Origin of the sequence: Gilvimarinus algae, from assembly GCF_030518215.1 — a bacterium.
Lineage (GTDB): Bacteria > Pseudomonadota > Gammaproteobacteria > Pseudomonadales > Cellvibrionaceae > Gilvimarinus > Gilvimarinus algae.
This window is the reverse complement of sequence record NZ_JAULRT010000032.1, coordinates 240,764-262,469: the sequence shown is the minus strand read 5'-3', so window position 1 is coordinate 262,469 and position 21,706 is coordinate 240,764. Positions and strand designations below refer to the sequence as shown.

Sequence of the window (21,706 nt, the reverse complement as noted above, 5' to 3'; positions counted from 1 at the left end):
CTATTGAGTCAGCTCATCAGACATGATACGCGGAGTAATGAAGACCATCAGCTCGCTTTTTTCTTGATTGACCACGTCGCGACGGAACAATCTGCCAAGATACGGGATATCACCTAAGAAAGGGACCTTATCAACCCCGGTCAACTGTTCCATTTCAAAAATGCCACCAAGGACGATGGTTTGACCATCGTTGACTAAAACTTTTGTACTGACGCGCGTCACATCGATGATTGGCACACCAAACTCCTGATTGAACTCGGCGAGCAAATCTTTCTTGATAATCAGATCCATAATTATGTTGTTATCTGGAGTGATTTGTGGCGTCACATCAAGCTCTAGCACGACCTCCTTGAAAGACGCAGCTGTCGCACCGCTCGCTGATGCTTCTTGGTATGGAATCTCACTACCCGTTGAGATTTTGGCCTGCTGCTTGTCACCAGTAATTACTTTAGGCTGGGAGACAATTTCAGCATAGCCATTATATTCCATTGCCGAAAGCTCAAGATCCAGAAAAGCATTATCGGTCAAAAGGCCAAAGGCTATACTTCCAACCGGGTTCTGCACGCCGAGATCTACCATCATGTTCTCATTGAGCTCCATAGAGCCCCCGCCGTAGATGAAATCAAAAGGCGTACCCGGATCTGAGTCCAAACCATCTACCGAACCGCCAATCTCTAGCAATGCGTTGTCGCCCAAACTAGCTCCAACACCACCCCAGCGAACGCCCAACTCCTCACGAAAATCCTTGTTGGCAATCACCAGCCGCGCCTCAATCATAACCTGCTTAATAGGAACATCAATCTCCTGAAGCAAGCGCTTAAACGCCTCTACGCGATCCACCGTATCGGTAACGATAATTGAATTAGTACGCTCATCCACTACGGCGTGCCCACGCTCCGAAAGCAGGGTGTAGTTCGCACCTTGGTTATTCGACTGCCGGCTACCGCTCTCGCCTCCCATCGCGATCTCAAACACCTCCTGAGCATTGGCATAGCTTATACGGATATACTCGGTGCGAAGAGGCGCAAGCTCCTCAAGCTGTCGCTTAGTGGAAAGCTCTTGTCGTTCACGCTCAGCGATTTCGGCAGCTGGAGCCACCATTAATACATTCCCTACTTGACGCTTATCAAGGCCCTTGGTTTTCAAAACCATATCAAGCGCCTGATCCCATGGCACATTATCCAAACGCAGAGTTATGCGACCTTGCACCGTATCGGATGCAACTAAGTTTAGCTCAGTAAAATCTGCAATAATCTGCAACACCGCTCGGACTTCAATGTCTTGGAAGTTGAACGACAACCGAGAACCAGTATATTCAAAAAGTCTTTCCTGTTCGGCTTTTTCGGCCGGAGTCAAAGGCTTAACACTAATTACATAGCGGTTATCTGTCTGATACGCCAAATAGTCGTAATCCCCCTCGGCACTGACATCGAGGACTACATCACCATCATCACTGTCTGCAGAAATAATACTGACGGGTGTCGCAAAATCCATTACGTCTAGGCGGCGACGCAAAGCTTGAGGAATAAAGGTATCAGAGAAGCGCACCCTTAGGCCACTAGCCGTATCTCGCATCTGTGCACTGATCGCGTTTGAAGAAAGGTCTACAATAATACGCCCCTCTCCTTGGTCTCCGCGCCGAAAATCAATAGCGGCCACTTCTTGCTGTCCAGAGCTTGCTTGACGAGTCTGAACTGCATTAGATGTCACTGAAGTCCTTGAGGGTGTTGCGGCAGCACCAGGCTGACTCGCGCCCACCTCCACCACGTAAGAATTCCCATCAACCGAGGCCTGATAAGTCGAGAGATTCTCCAAATTTAGAATAAGCCTAGTTCTATCACCCGAGGTAAGTACCAAGGCACTCTTGCCATTATCGAATGCTAAAGGGTATCTCCGCTCTTTCAGCTCGCTGACGACGTCAGGAAAATCCAATACGATTCGAGCCGGGGTCTCAATCGTATACCCCTGCGGCTCAGGCGGAGCTTCGTTAAAAGTCAACCTAACCTCGAACCGCTGATTAGGCAGCTCTGCGAACCGAATGTCATCGAGCGTTGCGGCACCGACCAGCGGAGACAATAGGGACGCCACTAGCAACACGAGTGTTTTTCTCATATTAAACCCCACTAAGAACAAAGCACGCATGACCGCCTATTCCTTTTCTTGTAATTTGATTATACGAGGACGTTCAACCCAACCGTCATCGCCATCGGAGACAATCTCCATCACCTCTATTTGGACTGGTGATGCACTAATGATTTTGCCGTGATTGCGCCCCAAATAATTGCCGACAGTCACCGGCTCAACACTCCTCTGACTACCTGGGCCAGTATCTATTAGGGCCCAAAGCGTCCCATTTTGCTCAACCGTCCCTACCATACTCATATTAGTAATACTGAAATTTTCAAGATATTCCTTTGACCTAGTGAGATCCGGCTCTACAGACTTACCGCCTTTGACACTTGCCAACTCCTCTACAGGCCGTTCAAAAGGGCTGCGTAAAGTCATCGCCGAATAACTAAAAGGCGGCAAGGGCCGGAAAACTGGCAGGGGCTCTATCTGTTTTCCAGGGCGGCGCTTGGTTTCCTCAATGTAGTCACGCAATTCACCAAGATCACCACCGCCGCCACCACAAGCCGCCAAGGTGGCAGCTAAAACCATTACAACCAAGGAGGGCTTACTGCTGCTCATTTCCAGCGCCTCCTTGATAGTGATAAGTTTTGGCCAAAATCTCCATAACGAGATCACCGCCTTCCTTAGATTGCTTGATAGAAAAATCATGCAGAGTAACAATCCTGGGCATTCCAGCAACCCCACTAACGAACCCGCCGAAATCGTGATAACCACCCTTTACACTGATGTTAATCGGCAGCTCCACGTAATACTCTGCATCTCTCTCTGGCTGTAGCTCAAGACTAAGATCGCCCAGCCCACTCTCTACACTACGAGCATCAATATCTTCTAGAAGCCCAGGGACTTCAGTATCTGAAGGAAGGCGGGCAAGAAGAGACTCAAATGAACTCTGCATTTCAACCATTTGCGCCTTGTAAGCTGCCAAGTTCGCTGCTTGGGCGCTGCGCGACTCAAAAGTTTTGCGTAAATTGCTTTCTTCCGCCTGAGCCCTTAGCAAATCTTGATTAATAGACTTGACCTTAACGTAATAGGTGCCTATCAAAACAACGGCAACGATGAACAAACACACCAAGATTTTTGTGGGCGTGGGCCAGACCCCAAGTTTATTGGGGTCGTTATAATCAAACTCCCGGATTTGCTCAATTGTATCCTTAAAAGCCATTACAGAGCCTCCCCTTCTTGCTGAAGCATGAGCTCTTTGGCGACGACAGTTTTTACCGTCATCTGGAAGGCATTAGCCTGCCCGCCCTGCTCTGGCGCGACTTCTACTGAGGACAAATTCGGCGAGCTATACCAAGGCGATGCATCAAGGTTACGCATAAAACTCGAGACTCTGTTGTTCGATTCAGCGTACCCTTCGATACTCATAATATCACCCGTTCTCCCAAGAGATGTAAGGAAAACCCCATCCGGAATGGCGCGTACCAAATCATCGAAATGGTGAACAATGACGGAGCGAGTACCTTCAAGGTTACGAATCAAACCCATCAACTCAAGAAGCTCTTCACGTTTTTGCTGCAAATCCTTGATCTCTGCCACTTTCTTGTCGAGCTCTGTAATTTCCTGCTGCAATATGTCATTACGCTGGCGTTGATGATCCACACGGCCATTGGCATTCGCGACCCAAACGTAAGCTACCAGCAGCGCAAGAACAGCCACACCAACCATAATAGCGATAAATTCTTTCTTCTTTTCTTCCCGATATTGGACACGCCAGGGCAGGAGGTTAATAGTCGCCATCAGTCAAAGCTCCTCATTGCCAGCCCGGTTGCCACCATCAGCGAAGGTGCATCATTGGCCAGCGCTGCCGCATTGACCCGAGAGGCCACAGACATATTGGCAAAGGGGTTCGCCACCAAAGTTTGTGTACCGAGCTTCTCTTCGATCAACTCAACCAAACCCTCCATTGAGGCAACACCTCCGGCGAGCACGATAAAGTCAACATCGTTGTACTCACTTGCCGAAAAGAAAAACTGCAAGGATCGTGTGACCTGCTGAACCACCGCTTCTTTAAAAGGGTCGAGCACCTCAGACTGATAATCATCAGGCAAGCCCCCTTGCTTTTTTGCAAGCCCCGCCTCTTCCATGGACAAACCGTAGCGGCGCTGGATTTCTTCGGTTAGCTGGCGACCACCAAACAACTGTTCGCGGGTATAAACCGTCCGCCCGTCCACCAAGACACTCAGCGTCATCATGGTGGCGCCAATGTCTAACACGGCCACCACTTGATTCTCTTGATCTTCCAGCTGCTCTAGAACAAACTCAAAGGCCCGCTCCATGGCGTAGGCCTCAACATCCACGATCTTTTCTTCAAGCCCCGCAAGCTGCAAGGTGGCGACACGAGTATCGACATTCTCGGTGCGACAGGCCGCCAGTAGCACCTCAACCAATTCCGGGTCTTCTGGCGACTCGCCCAGAACCTCAAAATCAATGGAGACTTCATCAATGGGAAAGGGAATGTACTGATCGGCTTCGATATAGATGCGGTTTTCGAGATCGTCCTCCGTCAAACCGGCCGGCATTTCGACAACCTTAGTAATCACAGCAGAGCCGGCTACCGAGACGGCCGCTTGCTTCAGCTTGGTTTTGGACTGTTTGACCAGCGCCCTGACCACCTCGGCGACAGCGGCTTCATCGTTGATGTTTTTCTCCACCACCGCATTGGGCGGCAAGGGCCGAACAGCATAGGTTTCCACCCGATAGCGGTCACCATTGCGGCTCAGCTCCAAGAGCTTGACTGAGGTTGAACTGATATCCAACCCCAGCACCGGCTTGGTCTTTTTATCCAAGAATCCGAAAATGCCCATTTTTCTATCTATATCCGTAACTTAGCCGTCGTTTATGTTATAGCACTTTAACTTAAGCCTGCAACAAGAACGTACGTATGTAAACAGTTAAAAACCCCGTATAATGCAGCCTTCATCCGGCCAATGTCGCTAACCCTCTAATTCTCATAGAAAAAATGCTTAAAAAATATTCTTTTATCAAGGTGCTTTTATGGCTATTCGTCTTAGGCTGCGGCGTGACAGCCATCACATTTGCCGGACTCTATCTTTATTTGGACCCCAAGCTGCCCGAGGTGCAGAGCCTGAGGCAGGTTAAATTACAGACCCCGCTCAGGGTTTATTCAAGTGATCACAAGCTGATTGGTGAATTCGGTGAACAGCGCCGCACTCCAATTAGCTATAAACAGATCCCCCCGTTATATATAAAAGCTCTACTTTCAGCCGAGGACGCTCAATTCTACGACCATAACGGAGTGTCCATTAGAGGACTTTTGCGAGCAGCATCACAATTATTGCAAACAGGCCAGATCCAGTCTGGCGGCAGCACCATCACCATGCAGGTTGCCCGCAACTTCTTTCTGACGTTCAAGCAGACCTTTGCCCGCAAATTCAACGAAATTCTTCTTGCACTGCAGATTGAGCGCGAGCTGAGCAAAGAGGAAATCCTCGAGCTCTACAACAATAAAATCTACTTCGGCAATCGGGCTTACGGTATTCAGGCTGCCGCCAACGTTTACTACGGCAAGGACATCGGCGAGCTCAACTTGGCTCAGTGGGCCATGATTGCTGGGCTGCCAAAGGCGCCATCGGCGTTCAATCCGCTGGCGAACCCCGAGAGAGCGCTCATTCGGCGCAATTGGATTCTCGGGCGCATGCTTGAGCTCGGTCATATCGACGAGACCAGCTGGCGCCAGGCCAGCAACGAGCCGATCAGCGCTCGCTACCATGGCCTCACTCCCGAACTGTACGCGCCCTATGTAGCAGAGATGGCTCGGCAGGAAGCGATATCCCGCTACGGCAATGGTGCTTATACAGATGGTTACAGCGTTTATACGACAGTAAACGCTCACTTACAGGAAATTGCGCGCAAGGCGTTGATTGAAGGGGTGCTTACTTACGATCAGCGTCACGGCTACCGTGGGCCGGAGCAAAACCTCGGGCTGGAAAACCCCGATAGTTGGCTTGATCAGCTCAAAGACATTCCCGTTTACGGCGGGCTGATGCCCGCCGTAGTCACCAGCACCGACGAGCAATCGGCCGAACTGATGCTAAAAGATGGCAGCACCACCACTTTAAACTGGGAGCAGGGCCTGTCCGAAGCACAACCCTACATCAACGAGAACTACAAAGGTAAAAAGCCTCAGTTTACCAGCGACGTGCTAAAACCCGCCGACGTTATTCGCCTACGCGACACACAAGCCGGTTGGCATTTGGCTCAGCTGCCCGCTGCCGAAGCGGCGCTCGTTTCTGTGAACCCCGCAGATGGGGCCATCATCTCACTCGTGGGAGGCTTTGATTTCAATCAAAGCCACTTTAACCGCATCACCCAGGCAAAACGCCAACCCGGCTCTTCATTCAAACCTTTTATCTATACCACCGCCCTGGAAAACGGCTTTACCCCTGCGACTATCATCAATGACGCGCCCATTGTGATTGAGGATGCCAGCCTCGAAGGCACTTGGCGACCGGAAAACGACGGCGGCAAATTTCTCGGCCCCATGCGTATGCGCGCAGCGCTCTACCGTTCGCGCAACTTGGTATCAATCCGTATTCTGCGCTCCTTGGGCATGGAGACCGCCCACAAGAGTCTGGCGCGCTTCGGTTTTGAAGAGGAGGCACTGCCTTATGACCTGTCCCTGGCACTCGGCAGTCACGACGTTACGCCGTTAGAGCTGGCCGAGGGCTACGCCGCCTTTGCTAACGGAGGCTACAAGGTTGAGCCCTACCTGATTGAGCGAATAGAAACCATCGAGGGCGAGACGCCCTACCAGGCCGAGCCGGCCACCGTATGCCGCGACTGTGAAGAAGAGCCCGAAGCCCCGAGCGCCACCGAGCAGGCAGAGCCCCTCGAGGCTCGCACACTGGAGGAATTGCTGGCCGTACCAGGCGCTGAGCTAGCGGTGAGTGAGCCCAAGGCCGAGCACCCCACCCAGAAGAGCCGCCCGGCCCCGCGCATCCTCGACCCGCAAACGGCTTTTATAGCCGACTCCATGCTCAGGGACGTGATTGCACGAGGCACTGGCCGGCGCGCCCGGGTATTGGAGCGCAGTGACATTGCTGGCAAAACCGGTACCACCAATGGCCCACGGGATGCGTGGTTTGCCGGCTACAACCCGGACATTGTCACCATTACCTGGCTCGGATTCGATAACTACACGCCGCTTGGGCAAAATGAATACGGTGGCTCTGCCGCTTTGCCCATATGGATTGACTATATGCGTGCCGCGCTAGACGGCAAGCCCGACCTGCCAGCGCGGCGCCCGGACGGCATTGTCACTGTTCGCATCGATCCAGAGACGGGAAAACGGGCCGGCCCCAATGATCCGGACGCCATCTTCGAAATTTTTCGGGTAGACAACCTACCCCCTCTGTCTGGCACAAGCCAAGGCAATGGCGACACAAACTCGCCTGAGGTATTGCCGGAGGAGCTGTTCTAGACGCCTCAATCAAGCCAAGGGTAACGATCCAAACACAAAAAAGCCGGCACCATTACTGGCGCCGGCTTTTTATTCCCGTCTGACCAAAGTGTCAGAGAAGGCTCTTACTTCTTACCGCCGATGCGACCACCGAAACGCTTGTTGAAGCGATCGATACGACCACCGGTATCAACAACTTTCTGCTTACCAGTAAAGAAGGGGTGGCACTCTGAGCAGACGTCAATATGGAAGTCTTCACCCAAGGTAGAGCGGGTTTTGATCTGGTTGCCGCAACTGCACGTTGCAGTAACGTCGGTGTAATTCGGATGGATATCAGCTTGCATGATTCTGGCCTGTGTTGTGGATACCGCCACCCGATAACCCGCCTGTTGCTGGGCTCCGAGCACGGTAACGCTCGTTAATACCAAATTTGAGGGCGGCGATACTACCACAGCTGCCCGCCAAATCAAGAAAAATGTACAAATTTCACCCTCTCGCCGCTCACAGCGAACCAGACCTGTACTCAGGCTGCAAATCCAGTAAGCTTGCGGCTGTGCCCGATGATACTCATAGCGCGAATGACCGATTCTCCTTACCTACAAGTTGCCCTGCCCGTGCCCCTACGCCGGCTGTTTCACTACTCGCTGCCGGATACCTGCCTCACCGCGCCCCATACCGGCACCCGGGTCAGGGTGTCCTTTGCCGGACGTCAGTTGGTCGGCTTGGTAATGGGCGAGTCTGACCATCCGGGCGTCGATGAGGATAAGGTCAAAGCCGTTGACGCGATCATCGACGCGATACCGATTTTGGATCGCGAACTGCTCTCATTCATCCACTGGGCCGCTGACTATTATCACTGCCCCTTGGGCGAAGCCCTTCAAACTGCACTCCCTGTACTTTTACGTCAGGGAGAGGACGCCAGCTTTGAGCCGGAAGAATCCTGCCGCCTGTGGGACTTAACCCCGGAGGGGCGGGGGCTACCTGAGACCCCTCTGCCCCGAGCCCCCAAACAAGCAGAGCTTCTGGTCTACCTGCGCGAGCACGGCCCCACCTCTTGGCAAACACTCAAAGAACAAGGCTTTTCGCGGGACCCTCTAAAGCGGCTTGACGAGCGCGGGCTGATCGCCACCGCAGATCCCGACAGTCTCGATCACTTCTCCGCGGAGCCACCTCTGGCGCTAAACCCGCAGCAAGCTCGCGCGCTGGAGGCTCTGGCGCCTGGAAAATTCGCCGCTCACTTACTGGACGGCACGACAGGCAGCGGCAAAACCGAGGTCTACTTGCAGGCCATCGAGCGAGTGCGGAAAGTCACTCCGACGGCACAGGCATTAGTTCTCGTGCCGGAAATCGGCCTGACACCGCAAACCATTGCCCGGTTTCGACGGCGCTTTGGCCCCAAGATAGCTGTTTTACACTCGGGGCTGACCGATCGAGAGCGCCTCAACAACTGGGTGCTCGCCGCTACGGGTCGGGCACAGATCGTCATCGGTACCCGTTCCGCCATTTTCACCCCGCTTGCGAAGCCCGGGCTGATCATCGTCGATGAAGAGCACGATCTGTCCTTTAAGCAACAAGAAGGCTTTCGCTATTCGGCCAGAGATCTGGCTAGCGTTCGCGCGCAGCGGCTCGGTATTCCCGTGATTCTCGGCAGCGCCACACCCGCGCTTGAGAGTTTGCATAACGCTCGGGCCGGGCGCTACCACCACCTGCAGCTCACCCAAAGAGCCAACAGCCAGGCCACGCCGCAAATTATCGTCAGCGATAGCCATGACGTGCCAGCCAGCCGTGGCGTCACAGAGGAGAGCCTGGCGGCCATTGGTTCGCACCTGGCTTCGGGCAATCAGGTATTGGTGTTCCTCAATCGCCGAGGCTATGCCCCCACACTGCAGTGCCACGATTGCGGTACCCAACTGCAATGCCCCCACTGCGACGCGCGGCTGACTTTGCATCACAACCCCAGACACCTTCACTGTCATCATTGTGATTTTCAGCGCCCGCAGAGCTCCCACTGCGAGCACTGCCACAGTCACCGGCTGGTACCGCTGGGACTCGGCACCGAACGCAGCGAAGAGTTTCTCAAAGCCAACTTCCCGCAGACACCGGTGCTCCGCATTGACCGCGACACCACGCGCAGTAAACACGCTCTCGAGCGGCTCATGGCGCAAATTCACTCTGGCGAAGCCTGTATTCTGGTGGGGACACAAATGCTCGCCAAAGGGCATCACTTCCCCGACGTCACACTCGCGATCATTATGGATGTCGACGGCGGCCTGTTGAGCGCCGATTTTCGTGGTCCGGAGCGCATGGGTCAACTGATCACCCAAGTCGCCGGGCGCGCTGGGCGCGCCGATAAGGCAGGGCAGGTTATTTTGCAAACGCGCAATCGCGAGCATCCATTGCTGCAACTGTTGGTGCATCAGGGTTACGGCGCCTTTGCCCAGGCGCTCCTGAGCGAGCGGGATATCACCCGCATGCCACCCTTTGCCCACTTGGCGCTGGTGCGCGCCGACGCCCCCAACGCCGAGATACCCCAGAGCTTTCTCAAGCAGCTCAGGCAGCAGGTGGAGGCGGCCGCACTAACGCATAAGGTCCAACTATTGGGCCCCATGCCCGCGTTGATGGAAAAACGCGGACAGCGTTACCGCTACCAGTTGCAAGCCAAAGCCGAGTCGCGCGGCGCGCTGCATCAATTTTTACAAGCGCTAGTGAGCGCCATTGAGGCCGGCCGCTGGCAACGGGCGCTGCGCTGGTCCCTGGACATCGACCCTCAGGATATGAGCTAGAGTTTCACATCTGTGTTACCGATAAAGCCTTGTCGACAATCTTGCATAGCTGCGGCGTGAAGAATCCCTCATTGCGAAAGACGAGGGCACAACCGTAAAATACCGCCTTTTACCCGAGCGCCCTCCATGACCCGCGATTACGCCAAAAATAAGCGCCCTGCCAGCAAAAAAACCCCGCCGCGCTCCCAGGTCCCCTGGTGGGTATGGCTCTTTATCGGCTCGGTGCTGGGTGCTTTTGTGATGTTTTTGGTGTACCTGGCGGGCATTTCTCCCGCCGAGGGGCTGTCTCAACCCAAAACCCCTGCCGCCGCCGTGCTTGAAACTCAACAAACCGAACCCGAGCCAAAGGAGGAGCTGCCCAAGCCGCGCTTTGATTTTTATAAGCTGCTGCAGGAAAGCGAAGAGATTGTTCCCGCTACCGAGCCGAGCGAAGTCGCCAGCGAACCGGAGACGCCCGTGGAGTATCTCTTGCAGGTAGGCTCCTTTCGCCGCGGCGAAGACGCAGACAACCTGCGGGCCCAATTGCTGCTCCTGAATCTGGACGCCTACACCGAGCAAGTCACTATCCGCGGTGGCGAGCGCTGGCACCGAGTGGTTGTCGGCCCCTTTGACAACCCAAGCCGCATGTCGAAAGCGCGCTCGACTCTGGTGTCCAACCGCTATAACGCTCTGGTGCTCAAACGCAAGCCCGAGGGCTAAGTGCGCTTGAAAAACGTCACCGCGCCCCCATCCTAACGGTCTAGCTGCCGCCTCTGCCGGCACCGGGTGTACGGCACACGCCCGGTCAATCCACCAGCCAAGATGTAAAGGACAAGACGTGGAACAGTACCGAGGTACCACCATTCTCTCCGTGCGCCGGGGCAACACCGTTGTCATCGGCGGCGACGGCCAGGTCTCACTGGGCAACACCATCATGAAAGGCAACGCGCGTAAGGTCCGTAGACTTTATCGCGACCAAGTGCTGGCCGGATTTGCCGGCGGCACCGCTGATGCCTTTACCCTGTTCGAGCGCTTTGAAGCCAAGTTAGAAGCCTACAACGGCCAGCTGACCCGGGCGGCCGTAGAGCTGGCTAAGGACTGGCGCACAGAGCGCTCTCTACGCCGCCTGGAGGCCTTGCTGGCTGTTGCTGACAAAGAGGCCTCGTTGATCATTACCGGCAACGGTGACGTAATTCAGCCCGAAGACGACCTCATCGCCATAGGCTCAGGCGGCGCCTTCGCGCAGTCGGCTGCGCGCGCGTTGCTCGACAACACCGAGCTCGACGCCCGCGCCATCGTCGAAAAGGGTCTGTCTATCGCCGGCGACATCTGCATCTATACCAACCACAACCAGACGATTGAATCTCTGGAATACTGACAGCGAGTGCTTCTATGTCCAGCATGACTCCCCGTGAAATTGTTCACGAGCTCGATCGCCATATCGTTGGCCAGAGCGACGCCAAGCGCGCGGTCGCCATAGCGCTGCGAAACCGCTGGCGGCGCATGCAGGTCGCCCCGGATCTGCGCGGTGAAATCACCCCAAAAAATATTTTGATGATTGGCCCCACGGGGGTCGGCAAAACCGAAATCGCCCGGCGTCTGGCCAAGCTCGCCGGCGCCCCGTTTATCAAAGTGGAAGCCACCAAGTTCACCGAAGTCGGCTACGTCGGCCGGGACGTGGAATCCATTATTCGTGACCTGGTGGAAAGCGCCATTAAAATGCAGCGCGAGCAGGCCATGAAGCGCGTAGAGGTACGCGCCGCCGAGGCCGCTGAGGAGCGTGTCCTCAACGCCCTTTTACCCAAAGCACGGGGCGACAGCGACACTGAATCAGGCGCGAACACCCGCCAGGTATTTCGCAAGAAGCTGCGCGAGGGCGACCTGGACGACAAAGAAATCGAAGTGGACGTTGCGGCTACCCCGGTCGGTGTTGAGATCATGGCGCCACCCGGTATGGAAGAGATGACCAACCAGCTACAAAACATGTTTTCCTCCATGTCCAGCGGTAAAACACACACCAGTAAAATGACCGTCAAGCAAGCCTTGAAAGTGTTGCAGGAAGAAGAAGCGGCACGCCTGGTTAACAATGACGACATTAAATCCATGGCAATTGAGGCCGTGGAGCAAAACGGCATCGTCTTTATTGATGAAATCGATAAAGTCGCCAAGCGCGGCGAAACCAGCGGCGCCGATGTCTCCCGCGAAGGCGTGCAGCGGGACCTCCTGCCGCTTATTGAGGGCTGTACCGTCAGCACCAAACACGGCATGGTCAAAACCGATCATATCCTGTTTATTTCATCCGGAGCCTTTCACTTATCCAAGCCTTCGGATCTGATTCCAGAGCTGCAGGGCCGGCTGCCCATTCGGGTGGAGCTGAGCGCTCTGACACCGGACGACTTTGAGCGGATTCTCACCGAGCCCTCGGCATCGCTCACCGAGCAGCAGCAAGCGCTGTTAAAAACCGAAGGCGTCGACATCGAGTTCACCAAAGACGGAATTCGTCGCATCGCCGAAACCGCTTTTGATGTGAACGAGCGCACCGAAAACATTGGTGCACGACGCCTGCACACCCTGCTTGAACGCTTACTGGAAGAAATTTCCTTTGACGCTGGCAGCGATGGCGAGCGGTTTGTGATCGACGCCGGCTATGTCGACAACCACCTCGGTGAATTAGCTAAAAACGAAGATCTGAGCCGCTATATTCTCTGATGAATGCGCCCAGCAAAATAAAATTGCACCGCGACAGCGCCGAGCTGGAAATCCAGTTCGGCGCAGAACACTATCGCCTGAGCGCCGAGTTTTTGAGGGTGCATTCCCCCAGCGCCGAGGTCAAAGGCCACGGACCAGGCCAGGCCAAACTGCAATACGGCAAACGTCTGGTCACCATTCTCAAGCTGGAGCCTGTAGGCAATTACGCCATCAAGCTGAGCTTTGACGACGGGCACAACACCGGTATCTATACCTGGGATATGCTGCGCGCGTTTTGCCAGCACAAAGAGGATTACTGGCGCGAGTATGAAGAGGCGCTGTCGCTAGCGGGGCTAGATCGCGACCCAGACACTCGTGCGGTGCGCTTCGTCCCTTAACTCGCAATTTTGGGCAAGATGGCTACAATAGCAGGCCAAAACTTCCAACTGGCGCGCCTGAATGAATACCACAACCAACGCCCTACCCCTTCGTCCACTGCGCTATCTGTTGTTGCTGGCCATGGTCATCATCGCCATCGCCGTAACGGTGTACTACTACATCAGCGCCGGGGATGTCGCCGCAATGCAGGCAGCGCGCGAAGGCGGCCCCATCGATTTTGCCTCGGCCATGGGCTACTTTGTCTGCGCCGCGCTGATGGTGTGCCTGGGAGGCTCCCATGTGGTCCGCCACCACTGGCCACTGATTATCACGGTCACTCTGCTGGGGCTGCGGGAGATGGACTTTGACAAGCGCTTTTCGACGTATGGGCTATTCAAATCCGCCACCCTGCGTGCACCGGACGTCTCTATCCTGGAAAAGGGCATTACTCTGTTGGTGATCCTGGCCGTGGTGGCGCTGTTCATCACCCTGATTCGTCGCTATGCCCGCACCCTGCTCGGCAGTGTTCTGCGGCTGGAGGCGGTATCCCTGATCACCGGCTTCGCCGGAGCCATGCTGATCATTGCCCGGGCTCTGGATGGCGCCGCCCGCAAACTGGCCGACTTTGGCATTCACCTACCGCATCACAGTGAGGTGCTCACCACGATTACCGAGGAGGTGATTGAGCTCGGTGTACCCGTGACTCTCATGCTCGCTTTTCTGGCCTACCGCCGTGTCTACTTGCGGCATTAGTTCGCGACCTAGGCGATCTCGGTGCGAGCCACCAAACGCCGAAAACTTTTCATAACTTGCTTGGGGCCTAGAGCACGCTTCCAATAGCGGGTTTTCAATGGCCGGCAAAACAGCCATGAAGGCGCCAATACCACTTCGCTGATGTGCCAGGACGGTGCCCACAGGCGCGCGGTGCCGCGGCGAATAGCAATGGAGACCGTGGGAACTCCGAGGCACGACGCCAAATGCCCAAGACCTGAATCGCAGCCAATAAAGTAATTGGCACGGGTGAGAAAACCGGCCACATCGGACAGGGAATCAAAACTCATTACTTTGTAGCCCGCGGCTTCTGCCGAGCACCAAGCACCCTTTTCACTGGGTGCCACCACAAACACCGGCTCAAAACCCTCGGCCAGCAAGTCACTTGCCAGCTGTAAAAACTTATCCTGAGGCCAGACTTTAAAGGGGTCTACCGAGGTCGGATGAATCACTATTCGCCCATCTATGACATCAACGGAACCCACCGTAGCTGCCATGATGCCATTGTGCCGCACTGGATCGACTACTCCCCAGTAACGTCGGCAGTAAGCCATTTGAATGTCTACCATAGGCTGTGGGGTACGGAACAACTCAGAATCACTCATTACCTCAACCCGAGGGTGGTGCGAGCGCAGCTCGCTCACATAGGGCCGGTCAAATAACACCAGCACTTTGTCAAAGTCCTGCCAGTCACTAGTGGCGGCAAAACTTTTGGGGTAGGGACGAATAGTAAAACCGGGAAACCAGCAACGCAATTGGAACAGGTAATCACTGAACACAATCACCTCGTGGCCCGCCTGCTGTAAATTATTGACCGTGACCATACCAATCAGGGAGTCGCCCAAACGGTCACTACTGACAAACGCTATTGCCTTGGCCATACAATACGTCCTGTACTATAACTTCTGGAATAAATTAGTCTTACTGAAAACAAAAAAATTCCACAGCGGCCGTTTGGCGTTTGGCCGCTGTGGAATTTTTTTGTTATCGATATTGGAAAGTGTTGTGTATTTAAACGCCACCCCTAGGGGGCGATGATTCTCTACTGCGATTTTTCGTGAATCTTTTTAATAATACCAGTGGTCGAGCAATTTTCATAAAATTTAAGCACAGCCACCTCGCCGCCATAGGCCTTGACAATTTCCCAGCCGACCACCTGCTCGTCAGTGTAGTCGCCGCCTTTGACCAAAACGTCAGGTCGCAACTCACGCAGTAGATTCTCGGGTGTATCTTCCGTAAAACTGACCACCCAATCCACCGCCTCAAGACCTGCCAAGACCGCCATACGACGTTCCACCGGATTGATAGGCCGTGACGGCCCCTTAAGCCGCACCACGGACTCATCGCTGTTAATGGCTACCACTAGTCGGTCACCCTGCTCGCGCGCCTGCTCCAAATAGCCGACGTGGCCAGCATGAATAATATCGAAACAGCCATTGGTAAAGACTATCTTTTCACCTTGTTGCCGTGCTTCATCCAGGGCAATTAGCAACTGCTCGACGCTGACGACACCGCGCTCCACACCCTTTTCCTGCCCTACGGCACGACGCAGCTCCGGACCACTGATGGTAGCGGTACCCAATTTGCCAACTACAATGCCGGCGGCTATATTCGCAAGTCCGGTGGCCTCAGGTAACGAATACCCTGCCGCCACCGATGAAGCCAAAACGGCAATCACTGTATCGCCGGCGCCAGTCACATCAAAAACTTCACGCGCCCGCGCCGGCAGATGCAACTCGGGAAGCCCTGGGCGCAGCAAGGTCATGCCCTGTTCACCGCGGGTGACTAACAGCGCCTGCAAGTCCAACTCACTCATCAACTGCGATGCTTTTTCAACCAGCGTCTGCTCATTCCGGCAGGCACCCACCACGGCTTCCAGCTCATGCAAATTTGGCGTCAGCAAAGTGGCACCACGATAGCGGGAGAAATCGGTTCCCTTGGGGTCCACCAGCACCGGAACACCGGCCTGGCGTGCAAGCGAGATCAGAGTCTGGCTGTCAGCAAGGCTCCCCTTGGCATAATCGGATAAAACCAGCACACCGACTTGCTCGATCATCTGACCGACCGCCTCGGCGAACTCACTGGAATCGGCGGGATCAAATGGGGCCTCAAAATCCAGCCGCAGCAACTGTTGATGCCGGCTCATCACACGCAGCTTGGTAATGGTGGGCTTATCCCCGGACACTTGAAATCTGGTGGCAATGCCAGCCGCCTGAAGCTGACCACGGAGCACACCGGCGGCCTCATCATCACCGACGACGCTCAGCAGCGAAGCACCAGCCCCCAAAGCGGCGATATTCAAAGCCACATTACCCGCGCCACCGGCCCGGTCCTCTGTCTGTTCGACATTAACCACGGGCACTGGCGCCTCAGGGGATATGCGCGATGTCTCACCATGCCAGTAGCGGTCGAGCATGACATCGCCTACCACCAGAATTTGGGAACGATCAAAGCGCGGCATGGGTAATTGCATAAATCTACCTTAGAGGGTCAGCGAATCAGACTGGGTGGCACTGTGCAGGCGAGCGTAATGCCCCTGCTCTTGCATGAGTTGAGCGTGGCTCCCCTGCTCGACAATACAGCCGTCCTCCATCACGACAATAACGTCGGCTTTCTCAATAGTAGAAAGACGGTGAGCCACCACAAAGGTTGTGCGACCGCGAGAAACCGTTTCCAGCGCCTGCTGAATATAGCGCTCCGACTCATTGTCCAAAGCCGACGTCGCTTCGTCGAGAATCAAAATGGGGGCGTCTTTAAAAATAGCCCGGGCAATTGCCAAGCGTTGACGCTGACCGCCGGACAGCTTGGCGCCGCCTTCGCCAATAAACGTATCGTAGCCTTGGGGGAGCTTATCAATAAACTCGGAGGCGTAGGCGAGATCTGCCGCTCGACGGACCTTGTCCATGGCGGCGTCATTCAGTGTGCCATAGGCGATATTGGCAGCAACCGTGTCATTAAACAGCACCACTTGCTGAGTAACCAGCGCTATCTGGGCTCTCAGGCTCTTCAAAGTAAACTCGCGTATATCCGTACCGTCGATAGTGATACTGCCCTCAAATCCAGAGTAAAAGCGCGTGAGCAAGTTCATCAAGGTCGACTTGCCGCTGCCAGATTTCCCCACCAAAGCCACCACCTGTCCCGGCTGAACGTCGAGCTGAATGCCTTTGAGCGCTTCCCGGTCACTGCCTTGATAAGTAAAATGCAAATCGCGCACAGATACCTTGCCTGATACCCGATTAGGCACATAATCGCCATTGTCTTCTTCTGTCTTTTCATCCAAAACTTGGAAAATACTGTCGGCAGCGGCGACACCCTTTTGAATAACGGGTACCACTTCACTGAGCTGGCGCATGGTTTTTTGCACCATTCCCACAGCCAGAAAATAAGCCACAAAAGCACCGGCATCTTGTATTTGCATTTGCCCTAGAGCCACCCACAAAAGTGCCCCCATAGCCAGGGCTATTAACAGCTGAATCACCGGCGTATTCAGCGCAGAGGTAAATATAACCTTAACGTTCTGCAAATAATTGCGCCAACTGGCAGCAGCAAAGCGCTCTTTCTCATAGGTTTCACCACCAAAACTGCGCATTACCCTATAGCCGCTGACCATTTCTGAGGTTACCTGGGTGATATCACCCATGCTGTGCTGCACCTTCGAGCTCAAGCGTCTTAAGCGTTTCCCGACATACCCTACCAATACCGCAATAATGGGGGCGACGGTCATCATGATTAGAGTCAGCACCCAGTCTTTGTAAAACAAATAAGCTAATAACCCTATGAGGGTGGTGCCTTCCCGGATAATGGTCTTGAGCGCTTCGGTCGAAGCAGTTGTGACATTATTAATATTGAAGTTAATAATGGATATGAGCTTACCCGAATCGTTGCGCTCGTAAAACTCACCCGGTAAATACACCATGTGATTGAATAGAGTGACCCGCAGCGTGTCGACAATGCGAAATGACACTTTGGAGATGAAGAAATTACCCAGAAACCCGCCGAAGCCACGCACAGCAATAATGGCGATAATAATCAGCGATGGCTGCCACAGCGGCCCGCGCTCCTCTGCCTCGATAAAATTCAGCAGGTACTCCATGTACTGAGCCATCGCCGGCTGCGATGCCGAATAGACGACAAACCCCAAAACACTGATCAAAAAGCTCAGCCAGTGCGGCTTGATATAGCCCAGTAGGCGCAGGTAGACCGTCAGCGAGGCGGTTTCGGAGGCGGTGTTTGGCGAGCTGGTGGAAGAAGTCATAGTGCCCTTTGTAGTTGCAGAGTCAGGGCGCTGTTCTGGTGCGCACCCATAGGTCGGCGTATTTTACAAAGGTTGCATGGGACATAACCAGTGCAATCAAGAATCCCTGTCCCCCATCGAGAAAACCCCGACGCAGGACATACATGCGGACAAAGCACGCCAGCCCGTGCAGACAGGCTGAGAGCAGCGACCCTTTCCGCCCCTGCTCGGCTCGGGCGATGGCCCACTGCTCGGAATAGAGCGCTGATTTACTCACAAGGTGGCGCACACTGTCATAAACATAGTGCAACAGATCACCGTCGAGCCGGCGAACCGGTAGTTTTTGCGGGTTCTGTAATCGCTCGTGTACCCGTGTATCATCAAAGCCGGCCTTGGCGCGCGGATAGAGCCGGGGAATCCAGTCAGGGTACATGTCCGTGTGCCGCATAAAACGGCCAAAGCACCAGCTTAGTCGGTTGACTTCATACACCGCATCGTCACCGTTGATCGCCTGCACTATGGACTGCCGCAGCGGCACCGTCACACGCTCATCGGCATCGATACACAGGATCCAGTGCCCCCGGGCCAGGCTCTGAGCCCTTTGGCGCTGTACGCCAAAGCCTTGCCACTCGAGCTCCACTGCAACCCGCGCCCCGTAGCGATGAGCGATATCGCAGGTATCATCGGTGCTGCCAGAGTCCAGCACCAGTATTTCATCGGCAAAATAGAGGCTTTCCAGGCACTCAGCCAACTTATCGCTTTCATTTTTTACAATGAGTACAGCCGAAAGCAGTACCTGATCCTCGGGCTCGGAATTAGCGCCCATCGTCTGAATCCCGACCATGAGCGCTGCGCATATAGCCCCAGATTACCACGAGGAAAAAGGCGTAAAGGGTGACACCACTGTTGTGGCGAAAAAAAGCCTGAGTCAGACCAAACAGCATCACACCGACCACCAGAAGCACACCGCAGAGCGCGAAGGCCCGCAACTGCGACGCCTGCCTGTCGGCGCGATACAGCTGCTGCGCGAACAGGACAAACGGCACTAGATACACAACCAATAGCGCCAGCAACCCCCAGGCTCCGCGCTTGATCAAAGTGTCGAGGGTATCATTGTGCACATGATCGTACTTTCCCACGATGGCACGTACACGCTCATCTTCAATCTGTGCCTTCATCGGCTCAACATAAGCGGTCTCGCCCCAGCCTGCCCAAGGGCGCACCGAAGACAGATCCAACACCGAGCGCCACATGACCAGACGAATCCCCACTGAACTGGTCGCCGAGCCATGGTCTAGATAGCCGTCGAGCTCCGTGCTCGCCCGGTTGAGTCGCTCCTGAATGCCCGTTTGCGGAATCGCATAGAGCGCAGCCAGTAATAAGAGTAAGCTCGCCAGGCCTGTGGCCAGCAAACGCCGGCTCATGTGCCGGCGGAAATTAAAGTACAAAATGGCCAGCAATATCGGCAGAGCCAGCCAGCCGCCGCGCGCGCCCGAGAGCATGGAGCCGAGAATACCCAGCACCGCGGCAATGCACAGCGCCAGGGTCCACTGCACAGTGCAGCGCCGGTGGCGCGCCCAGCCGAGACCTGCCAAACACAGGCAGCCCATTAGCAGCGACAAATTGCCGAACTGTATTGGATTCATAAATCCGCCGGCTCTCGCCTGCCCTTCGACAACAATTTGCCAGAGAGCCACTACGCCACCGAGCGACGTACCAACCACGAGCCCACTCCACCAATAGCGTGCGCTTGGGGCGAAACCCATCACCGCCAGTAAAATGGCCACACCCAATAAAAAACGACTGGGCTCTTCATAATATCGGGAAGAGAGTCCGTGATAGGCGTTCAGCAGAGCATTCACAGCAAAGTAGAATAAGAGCGCCGCTATCATCCACCCATCGGCGCGACTTAAGCCCAGCGCGGGACGAAACCAGAGCAACAGAGGGACGCTCGACAGACACAACAATGCCGAACCGTAGGAATAACCTGAGGGCAGCACAAAACACAGTGCGCAGGCCAGAAAGATACAGCCGGCCACAAAGGCCCTGACAGGTCGCCCCTGCAAACTGATGCCGGTCGTTGGCATGTATTTATAATCCGGTTCCAGAAACATGCGCCTGTGAATACCTTTGGCAAGAATAGCGTATTACCATTTGAACGATAAGCGGCTGAACCGGCCCTGAATGATCAGCACCGACTGAAGGTCTTAAAGGCCCGTATTGAATCACACTTGCTACGCCATAGGTAGCAAAGCCAAAGCGCAAACTGTGAAAACTTGTACGCATACCTCAGCTCACACGCCAAGGCGCGCCAGGGCAGCCAGCACCTGCTCTGGCGCAAGCTCCTCCAGACACTGCTTATGCCCTAATGGACACTCCCGGGCAAAACAGGGCTGACAGCTAAGCGCCAAGGAGAGCGTCTCCACCGCCGAGCCCAGAGGCGGAGTGAAGGCCGCACTGGTAGAGCCATAGACTGCCACCAGAGGCCGGTTCAGCGCTGCGGCAATGTGCATGAGGCCGGAATCGTTGCTGACCACCGCCGATGCCATGGACAAGAGATCTATGGCGTCGGCCAGAGACGTTTTTCCCGCCAGCAAGTGACAGCGAGAGCGCGACTGGGGGAGCTGCGCATAAATGCGCTGGGCGACTGCAGCGTCTTTGCCGGAGCCAAACACCCATACCTGCCAGCCCTCGGCGAGCTTGGCCTCCGCCACGCGGGAATAATGACGGCTGGGCCAACGCTTGGACGGACCGAACTCGGCGCCGGGGCACAGCGCCAGTATTGGCCGCTGCCGCTCCAACCCATAGGTTTGCAGTAAATCGGGGTAGCGATCGGTGTCGGCCACAAGCGAGGGCCGCGGTAAATGCTCGGGCAGAGCCACTCCGGGCTCATAGGCCAAGGCAACAAAGCGCTCCACCATCAAGGGGTAGCGAGCAGGCTCCAACCGACGCAGGTCATTGAGCAGGCCATAGCGCATTTCACCGCGCCATCCGACACGTCTGTCGATACCGGCGAAAGCCGGAATCAGCGCCGATTTGAGCGAATTGGGAAGGACGTAAGCGCGTGTGTAACCGCGCTTGGCAAGCTGGCGGGCCAAGCGCCACCGCTCACCAAGCATAACGCTGCCGTGACCCACCGGCATATCGATGCTGCCGCCGACCTCCCGCATGCGCTCGGTCAGCGGCCGGCTCCAGGCAGGGGCGAGCACATCCAGCGCCTCGGGCACAAACCGCTGCTGCAGCGTGGCAAACAGCGACTGCGCCATCACCATATCGCCGACCCAGGACGGGCCGATGACCAGAATGCGCTCAGTGGACACG

Annotated in this window: 19 protein-coding genes; 7 read left to right on the top strand and 12 right to left on the bottom strand. The window is 55.2% G+C overall.

Features of this window, described 5'->3' with window-relative positions; translation table 11 throughout:
- The 5 genes from QWI16_RS02550 to QWI16_RS02530 are packed head-to-tail and all read right to left on the bottom strand — an operon-like array spanning window position 1 to window position 4,937.
- A complete protein-coding gene (locus QWI16_RS02550) occupies window positions 1–2,112 on the bottom strand; it encodes a type IV pilus secretin PilQ (RefSeq protein WP_302711160.1) in 2,112 nt (703 codons plus the stop codon).
- Between the two features lie 36 nt (window positions 2,113–2,148).
- Window positions 2,149–2,688 (bottom strand): pilus assembly protein PilP, encoded by a 540-nt coding sequence (locus tag QWI16_RS02545; RefSeq protein ID WP_302711159.1) that lies wholly within the window; start codon window positions 2,686–2,688, stop codon window positions 2,149–2,151.
- Window positions 2,675–3,292 carry a type IV pilus inner membrane component PilO gene (locus QWI16_RS02540; protein WP_302711158.1) on the bottom strand — a complete coding sequence of 206 codons (618 nt, stop codon included), beginning with the start codon at window positions 3,290–3,292 and terminating at the stop codon, window positions 2,675–2,677. Before QWI16_RS02540 ends, QWI16_RS02545 begins: the two co-directional genes overlap by 14 nt.
- Entirely contained in the window at window positions 3,292–3,870 is a 579-nt protein-coding gene (locus tag QWI16_RS02535; RefSeq protein WP_302711157.1) for a PilN domain-containing protein, read from the bottom strand. Before QWI16_RS02535 ends, QWI16_RS02540 begins: the two co-directional genes overlap by 1 nt.
- A complete protein-coding gene (locus tag QWI16_RS02530) occupies window positions 3,870–4,937 on the bottom strand; it encodes a pilus assembly protein PilM (protein WP_302711156.1) in 1,068 nt (355 codons plus the stop codon). The genes QWI16_RS02535 and QWI16_RS02530 overlap by 1 nt, the downstream gene beginning before the upstream one ends.
- 155 nt (window positions 4,938–5,092) lie before the next feature.
- Here QWI16_RS02530 and QWI16_RS02525 point away from each other — a divergent pair, with 155 nt between their 5' ends.
- Window positions 5,093–7,573 (top strand): penicillin-binding protein 1A, encoded by a 2,481-nt coding sequence (locus QWI16_RS02525; protein ID WP_302711155.1) that lies wholly within the window; start codon window positions 5,093–5,095, stop codon window positions 7,571–7,573.
- Between the two features lie 104 nt (window positions 7,574–7,677).
- Here the strand turns inward: QWI16_RS02525 and rpmE are convergent, their stop codons facing one another.
- Window positions 7,678–7,896 carry a 50S ribosomal protein L31 gene (rpmE, locus tag QWI16_RS02520; RefSeq protein WP_302711154.1) on the bottom strand — a complete coding sequence of 73 codons (219 nt, stop codon included), beginning with the start codon at window positions 7,894–7,896 and terminating at the stop codon, window positions 7,678–7,680.
- 234 nt (window positions 7,897–8,130) lie between these two features.
- On the opposite strand from rpmE, the gene QWI16_RS02515 reads away from it, so the two are divergent.
- The 6 genes from QWI16_RS02515 (at window position 8,131) to QWI16_RS02490 (ending at window position 14,133) form a co-directional block, all read left to right on the top strand.
- A complete protein-coding gene (locus tag QWI16_RS02515; RefSeq protein WP_302711153.1) occupies window positions 8,131–10,335 on the top strand; it encodes a primosomal protein N' in 2,205 nt (734 codons plus the stop codon).
- Window positions 10,336–10,461: 126 nt separating this feature from the next.
- A complete protein-coding gene (locus QWI16_RS02510; protein ID WP_302711152.1) occupies window positions 10,462–11,034 on the top strand; it encodes an SPOR domain-containing protein in 573 nt (190 codons plus the stop codon).
- Between the two features lie 118 nt (window positions 11,035–11,152).
- Window positions 11,153–11,692 (top strand): ATP-dependent protease subunit HslV, encoded by a 540-nt coding sequence (gene hslV / locus QWI16_RS02505; RefSeq protein ID WP_302711151.1) that lies wholly within the window; start codon window positions 11,153–11,155, stop codon window positions 11,690–11,692.
- Window positions 11,693–11,706: 14 nt separating this feature from the next.
- Entirely contained in the window at window positions 11,707–13,023 is a 1,317-nt protein-coding gene (gene hslU / locus QWI16_RS02500; RefSeq protein WP_302711149.1) for an ATP-dependent protease ATPase subunit HslU, read from the top strand.
- A 23-nt stretch (window positions 13,024–13,046) separates the two neighbouring features.
- A complete protein-coding gene (locus QWI16_RS02495) occupies window positions 13,047–13,400 on the top strand; it encodes a gamma-butyrobetaine hydroxylase family protein (RefSeq protein ID WP_368045274.1) in 354 nt (117 codons plus the stop codon).
- Window positions 13,401–13,461: 61 nt separating this feature from the next.
- Window positions 13,462–14,133 (top strand): hypothetical protein, encoded by a 672-nt coding sequence (locus QWI16_RS02490; protein ID WP_302711147.1) that lies wholly within the window; start codon window positions 13,462–13,464, stop codon window positions 14,131–14,133.
- A gap of 8 nt (window positions 14,134–14,141) precedes the next feature.
- Here the strand turns inward: QWI16_RS02490 and QWI16_RS02485 are convergent, their stop codons facing one another.
- From QWI16_RS02485 to waaF, 6 genes are all read right to left on the bottom strand, one after another.
- Window positions 14,142–15,032 (bottom strand): glycosyltransferase family 9 protein, encoded by an 891-nt coding sequence (locus QWI16_RS02485; RefSeq protein ID WP_302711146.1) that lies wholly within the window; start codon window positions 15,030–15,032, stop codon window positions 14,142–14,144.
- A gap of 161 nt (window positions 15,033–15,193) precedes the next feature.
- Window positions 15,194–16,624, bottom strand: a complete 1,431-nt coding sequence (gene hldE / locus QWI16_RS02480; RefSeq protein WP_302711145.1) for a bifunctional D-glycero-beta-D-manno-heptose-7-phosphate kinase/D-glycero-beta-D-manno-heptose 1-phosphate adenylyltransferase HldE — start codon at window positions 16,622–16,624, stop codon at window positions 15,194–15,196.
- Between the two features lie 9 nt (window positions 16,625–16,633).
- Window positions 16,634–18,406: a lipid A export permease/ATP-binding protein MsbA gene (gene msbA / locus QWI16_RS02475; protein WP_302711144.1), complete on the bottom strand. Its 1,773-nt coding sequence runs from the start codon at window positions 18,404–18,406 to the stop codon at window positions 16,634–16,636.
- Between the two features lie 22 nt (window positions 18,407–18,428).
- Window positions 18,429–19,211: a glycosyltransferase family 2 protein gene (locus QWI16_RS02470; protein ID WP_302711142.1), complete on the bottom strand. Its 783-nt coding sequence runs from the start codon at window positions 19,209–19,211 to the stop codon at window positions 18,429–18,431.
- A complete protein-coding gene (locus QWI16_RS02465; protein ID WP_302711141.1) occupies window positions 19,201–20,472 on the bottom strand; it encodes an O-antigen ligase family protein in 1,272 nt (423 codons plus the stop codon). The genes QWI16_RS02470 and QWI16_RS02465 overlap by 11 nt, the downstream gene beginning before the upstream one ends.
- Before the next feature lie 207 nt (window positions 20,473–20,679).
- Window positions 20,680–21,705 (bottom strand): lipopolysaccharide heptosyltransferase II, encoded by a 1,026-nt coding sequence (gene waaF, locus QWI16_RS02460; protein ID WP_302711140.1) that lies wholly within the window; start codon window positions 21,703–21,705, stop codon window positions 20,680–20,682.
- Window position 21,706: the final 1 nt, after the last annotated feature.